The sequence below is a fragment of the Oleiagrimonas sp. genome, assembly GCF_027858935.1.
Lineage (GTDB): Bacteria > Pseudomonadota > Gammaproteobacteria > Xanthomonadales > Rhodanobacteraceae > Oleiagrimonas.
On sequence record NZ_JAQIBU010000215.1, the window covers coordinates 1 to 5,728 of the forward strand.

Genomic DNA, 5,728 nt, shown 5'->3' on the forward strand with positions numbered 1-5,728 from the left:
CACGACGTGGCGCTGGTTGAGATCGGCGGCACGGTGGGCGACATCGAGTCGCTGCCGTTCCTGGAGGCGATTCGCCAGTTGCGTATCGAGCATGGGCCCGAGAAGTGCCTGTTCATGCACCTGACCCTGGTGCCCTATATCAAGGCTGCCGGCGAGATCAAGACCAAGCCGACTCAGCATTCGGTCAAGGAACTGCGCTCGATCGGTATCCAGCCCGACATCCTGGTGTGCCGCTGCGAGCAGCCGCTGCCGGACGTCGAACGCCGAAAAATCGCCCTGTTCACGAACGTGCCGGAAAAAGCCGTGATCAGTGCCGTCGACCTGGACGTGATCTACAAGCTGCCGTTCTGGCTGCATCGCCAGGGCCTGGACGACATCGTGGTGCGTCAGCTGGGCCTGGACGCCAAGCCTGCTGACCTGTCCGAGTGGGAAGCCACGGTCGACGCGGTCGAGCATCCGCGCGACGAGGTCACTGTGGGCATCGTCGGCAAGTACGTCGAGCATAAGGACGCCTACAAGTCGCTTGGCGAGGCGCTGCGTCATGGCGGCATCAAACAGGCCACGGCCGTGCATCTGAAGTGGCTGGATTCGGAACAGATCGAATCGCAGGGCGCGGCGGCGGTGCTGGAGGGGCTGGACGCCATCCTGGTGCCCGGCGGGTTTGGCAAACGTGGCTTCGAGGGCAAGGTCCAAGCCGTGCGCCATGCGCGCGAAAACAAGATTCCGTACTTCGGCATCTGCTATGGCATGCATGCCGCAACAGTCGACTTTGCCCGCAACGTGGCAGGGCTGGAAGGCGCCAACTCCAGCGAGAACGACCGTCACGCCAAGGACCCGGTGATTGCACTGGTCACTGAATGGACCACTGCCAGCGGTGAGGTGGAAACCCGCAACGAGCAGTCTGACCTGGGCGGGACCATGCGCCTGGGGGCGCAGGAGTGCCGGCTCAAACCGGGGACCCTGGCGCACGAGCTTTACGACCGTGACGTGGTGCGCGAGCGCCATCGTCACCGTTACGAATTCAACAACCGCTATCGTCAGCGCTTCGTGGAACTTGGGTTGGTGATCTCCGGCAAGTCCATGGACGACCTGCTGGTCGAGATCATCGAACTGCCACGCCAGGTACATCCATGGTTCCTGGGATGCCAGGCGCATCCGGAATTCACCTCCACCCCGCGCGACGGCCACCCGCTGTTCATTGGCTTCGTGCGCGCCGCGCGCGAATACAAGGCGGTGCGCGAAGGCCAGTCGCTGGCCTCGGTGAAGGAGGCCTCGGCATGAAGCTGTGCGGTTTCGAGGTGGGTCTGGACCGCCCCCTGTTCCTGATCGCCGGTCCCTGTGTGGTCGAGTCCGAGCAATTGCAGATCGATACCGCCGGCACGCTCAAGGAGATCACGGAACGCCTGGGCATTCCGTTCATCTTCAAGTCCAGCTTCGACAAGGCCAACCGCTCCTCGGGTACCAGTTTCCGCGGCCTGGGCATGGAGGAAGGCCTGCGCGTGCTCGGTGAAGTGCGCCGCCAGGTCGGCGTGCCGGTGCTGACCGACGTGCACGAGTACACCCCGTTCGACGAGGTCGCAGAAGTGGTCGACGTACTGCAGACCCCGGCCTTCCTGTGCCGTCAGACCGACTTCATCCAGAAAGTGGCGGCTGTCGGCAAGCCGGTCAACATCAAGAAGGGACAGTTTCTTGCGCCCTGGGACATGAAGCATGTCGTGGCCAAGGCGCGCGATGCGGGCAACGACCAGATCATGGTCTGCGAGCGCGGCGTCAGCTTCGGCTACAACAACCTGGTCTCGGACATGCGCAGTCTCGCGGTGATGCGTGAGGCAGGTTGTCCAGTGATCTTCGATGCCACGCATTCGGTGCAGCTTCCTGGAGGGCAGGGCACGCGTTCCGGCGGACAGCGCGAGTTTGTCCCGGTGCTGGCGCGGGCGGCGATCGCGGCCGGCGTCTCGGGCCTGTTCGCCGAGACCCACCCGGACCCGGAAAAGGCCCTGAGCGACGGCCCCAATGCCTGGCCGCTCGGGCGCATGGAATCCTTGCTGGAGACGCTGATGGCGCTGGATGCCATCGTCAAGCAACATGGATTTCTGGAGCAGGAGATCACACCGGTCTAGGCCGGCGACGACGCCATACGGATGATACGGGGGGAGCCAAATACATGAACCAGACCATGTCGATCACGGACGCAACGCCGGATACCGGGACAAATCGATCCCACTCGGGACTGGGGATCGCGTCGTTTATCATGGGGGTCGTGACCCTCCTGGTATTTATCGCCGTAGTGGTCATTGCTACGGGCATGGCCATGGCGGCAGGTGGCCACCTCGACCCGAAGTCGGTCCAGGCTGTCATGCTGGGCTTGTCCATCGTCCTGGATGGTCTGCTCTCGATGATCGGCCTTGGCCTGGGCATCGCTTGCGCTGCACAGCATCGTCATCGAAGAATCCTCGGGATCATCGGACTGTGCATGAACGCGCTCGTGATCGTGCTGGTCCTCGTGTGCTTCATTATCGGTAACTTCAAAAATTGACGGAATGCCATGACCACTGAAATAACCCGCATCCATGCCCGCGAAATCCTTGATTCACGCGGCAACCCCACACTCGAAGCGGAAGTGACCCTGTCCGACGGCCACATGGGCCGTGCAGCGGTTCCGTCCGGCGCCTCCACGGGCAGTCGGGAGGCCGTAGAGCTTCGCGATGGCGACAAGTCCCGATACCTGGGCAAAGGCGTGCGCAACGCCGTCGGCCACGTCAACGGCACCATTGCTGACGCGCTGAAGGGGCACGATGCCGCCGACCAGTCCGGCCTGGACAAGACTCTGATTGCGCTGGACGGCACGCCCAACAAGGGCAAGCTGGGCGCCAATGCGCTGCTCGGCGTGTCGATGGCTGCCGCACATGCGGTCGCGTTGTCGCGAGGCCAGGCACTGTGGCAGTACCTTGCCGGCGATCGCGCGGTGCAGCTGCCGGTGCCGATGATGAATATCGTCAACGGTGGCGCGCATGCCGACAACAACGTCGACGTGCAGGAGTTCATGGTCATGCCGGCCGGCATCTCCAGCTTCAGCGAATCGCTGCGCGCGGGTGCCGAGATCTTCCATGCGCTGAAGAGCGTGCTCAAGGGTCGGGGCCTGCATACCACCGTGGGTGACGAGGGCGGCTTCGCGCCGGACCTGCGTTCCAACGAGGAAGCCATCGAGACCATCCTCGAAGCCGTGATCAAGGCCGGTTATCGCACTGGCGAGGATGTCTGGATCGCCCTGGACATGGCCAGCTCGGAGTTCTACAAGGACGGCATGTACGACATGGTCGGCGAAGGCTCCAAGTTCGATTCGTCGTCCTTCGTCGACCTGATCGACGGCTGGTGCGCGAAGTACCCGATCATCAGCGTCGAGGACGGCATGGCCGAGGACGACGCCGATGGCTGGAAGCTCCTCACCGAGCGTCTGGGCAAGACCGTGCAGCTGGTCGGCGACGACAACTTTGTCACCAACCCGGCGATCTTCCGCAAGGGTATCGACGCCGGCATCGCCAATGCGATCCTGATCAAGGTCAACCAGATCGGCACGTTGACGGAGACCCTCGAGACGGTGGCCATGGCCGACGCGGCCCACTACGCCGCGGTGATCTCGCACCGTTCCGGCGAGACCGAGGACACCACCATCGCCGATATCGCCGTGGCCACCAGCGCCACCCAGATCAAGACCGGCTCGCTCAGCCGCAGCGATCGCATCGCCAAGTACAACCAGTTGCTGCGCATCGAGGAGCAATTGGGCACCGGCGCACGCTACGCCGGGCGCAACGCGTTCCCCAACCTTTCGGCTCTGCCGGGCTGATACGGCAGGGAGGCTCGCGGCCATGCTGCGCTGGATCGGACTGCTGCTGATCGTCATGCTGCTGGTGCTGCAGTGGGACCTGTGGATCGGTTCGGACGGTATGCGGCAAGTGCATGCCTTGCGCGCCACGGTAAAAGCCCAAAAGGTCCAGAACCACAAGCTCAAGCGCCGCAACGAGGCGCTTGAGGCCGACGTCAAGGACCTCAAGCACAACGGTCAGGCGGTCGAGGCGCGGGCGCGCTCGGAGCTGGGGCTGATCAAGCCTGGCGAGACCTTCTATCAGGTCGTCAAACCGGCCTCTTCCAGCAGTGCGTCGCAGTGAGCACCACGACCGCCCTTTGGTGCGTGGTGCCAGCGGCAGGCCACGGTCGCAGGTTCGGCAGCGAGGTACCCAAGCAGTACATGCCGCTGGCGGGTCAACCATTGCTGGTTCAGACACTCGATCGCCTTGCCGCGCATCCACGTGTGACCGGCTTGATGGTGGTGCTGAGCAACGGCGATCCGCTATGGCCCGGCATCCATGAACTCAACGGCAAGCCGGTGCGCACCGCAGTGGGCGGTGCCGAACGCGCCGACTCCGTGTTGGCGGGCCTGCGCGCGCTGCCCGAATCGGTCACCGGGAGAAGCTTCGTGCTGGTACACGATGCAGCACGCCCTTGCGTGCGACTGCAGGACATCGAGCGTCTGGTCCGCGAGGCAGGTGCCGGCGAGGGTGGCCTGCTGGGTGCGCCGCTGCGTGACACCCTCAAGCGTGCAGATGCCGCGCGCATGAGCCTGGGCACGGAACCGCGCGAGGCGCGCTGGCGCGCGTTCACGCCGCAGATGTTTCGGCGCGACGCGCTGACCCGGGCCCTGGAGCAGGCCATCGAGACGGGCATCGCAGTGACCGACGAGGCCATGGCCATGGAGCGCGCGGGCATCGCGCCGCAACTGGTCGAAGGTGCCGAAGACAACATCAAGATCACCACGCGGGCCGATCTGGCCGTGGCCGAATTTCTCCTGGACAGGACCCGCTGATGCGTATCGGACAAGGTTTCGATGTACATGCCTTCGCCGCCGGCGACCATCTGGTACTGGGCGGCGTATCGGTGCCGCACACCCATGGCGTGATCGCGCATTCGGACGGCGACGTGGTCATCCATGCCCTGTGCGACGCATTGCTTGGCGCGCTCGCGCTGGGCGACATCGGCCGTCATTTCCCGCCCAGCGATCCGCGCTGGAAGAATGCCGACAGCCGGCATTTCCTGCGCGCGGTGGCCGTGATGCTGGCCGGGCACGGCTATGCGCTGGGCAACGCCGACATCACCGTGATCTGCGAACGACCCAGGATCGGACCCCATGCCGAAGCCATGCGCGCCCATCTTGCGGCGGACCTGGGCGTGGACGCCGACCGCATCAGCATCAAGGCCACCACCACCGAAGGCCTGGGCCTGACGGGACGCGGCGAAGGCATCGCCGCGATGGCCGCAACATTGCTGGTCCCCAGGTCGTAGGTCGGACACCGTCTGCCGTCAGGGATGTTGTCGATGACGGCGGATTTCCAAACACGGCGACCCAGGTTGGCAGGCAGCAAAGCGTCCCCGCTACGACAACCGCTTCGAACCTGCAATCGGCCAGGTACGCAAAGGGCCATCCCACCCCGTATCCACAAGCGCCCGGCGGGTCTCACCGGTGCTCAGTCCTGACGACGCGTCTGTTATAATTTTTTGATATCCCGGCACAGTGTCGGAAACCACCGTTATGGACCTACCCAGTCAACCTCCCAGTTTGAACTCAACGTTCACCTTGACCCGGTAATTCCGATGGCGCGCCCCGCCGTCGGGGACGGAGCGTGTCATGAGCGAAGTCGAAACCAGAAAAACGCAGAGCAGCCTGCAGGACCAG

At 64.2% G+C, this 5,728-nt stretch carries 7 protein-coding genes; all 7 read left to right on the top strand.

The window, feature by feature from the left end; genetic code table 11:
- A partial coding sequence (locus PF446_RS08050; RefSeq protein WP_298070896.1) for a CTP synthase occupies positions 1-1,281 on the top strand: 1,281 nt, incomplete at its 5' end.
- A complete protein-coding gene (gene kdsA, locus PF446_RS08055; RefSeq protein ID WP_298070897.1) occupies positions 1,278-2,120 on the top strand; it encodes a 3-deoxy-8-phosphooctulonate synthase in 843 nt (280 codons plus the stop codon). The genes PF446_RS08050 and kdsA, both read left to right, overlap by 4 nt.
- 44 nt (positions 2,121-2,164) lie before the next feature.
- Positions 2,165-2,536: a hypothetical protein gene (locus PF446_RS08060; protein WP_298070899.1), complete on the top strand. Its 372-nt coding sequence runs from the start codon at positions 2,165-2,167 to the stop codon at positions 2,534-2,536.
- Positions 2,537-2,545: 9 nt separating this feature from the next.
- Positions 2,546-3,844 carry a phosphopyruvate hydratase gene (gene eno / locus PF446_RS08065; protein ID WP_298070900.1) on the top strand — a complete coding sequence of 433 codons (1,299 nt, stop codon included), beginning with the start codon at positions 2,546-2,548 and terminating at the stop codon, positions 3,842-3,844.
- A 22-nt stretch (positions 3,845-3,866) separates the two neighbouring features.
- Positions 3,867-4,166 (top strand): cell division protein FtsB, encoded by a 300-nt coding sequence (ftsB, locus tag PF446_RS08070; RefSeq protein WP_298070902.1) that lies wholly within the window; start codon positions 3,867-3,869, stop codon positions 4,164-4,166.
- Entirely contained in the window at positions 4,163-4,861 is a 699-nt protein-coding gene (ispD, locus tag PF446_RS08075; protein WP_298070904.1) for a 2-C-methyl-D-erythritol 4-phosphate cytidylyltransferase, read from the top strand. The genes ftsB and ispD overlap by 4 nt, the downstream gene beginning before the upstream one ends.
- Positions 4,861-5,337, top strand: coding sequence for a 2-C-methyl-D-erythritol 2,4-cyclodiphosphate synthase (gene ispF, locus PF446_RS08080; protein ID WP_298070905.1), 477 nt, complete (start codon positions 4,861-4,863; stop codon positions 5,335-5,337). Before ispD ends, ispF begins: the two co-directional genes overlap by 1 nt.
- Positions 5,338-5,728: the final 391 nt, after the last annotated feature.

Bases quoted from the DNA above. Each gene is read 5' to 3' on its own strand.
- kdsA (WP_298070897.1), top strand. From the start codon at position 1,278: ATGAAGCTGTGCGGTTTCGAGGTGGGTCTGGACCGCCCCCTGTTCCTG.
- PF446_RS08060 (WP_298070899.1), top strand. From the start codon at position 2,165: ATGAACCAGACCATGTCGATCACGGACGCAACGCCGGATACCGGGACA.
- eno (WP_298070900.1), top strand. From the start codon at position 2,546: ATGACCACTGAAATAACCCGCATCCATGCCCGCGAAATCCTTGATTCA.
- ftsB (WP_298070902.1), top strand. From the start codon at position 3,867: ATGCTGCGCTGGATCGGACTGCTGCTGATCGTCATGCTGCTGGTGCTG.
- ispF (WP_298070905.1), top strand. From the start codon at position 4,861: ATGCGTATCGGACAAGGTTTCGATGTACATGCCTTCGCCGCCGGCGAC.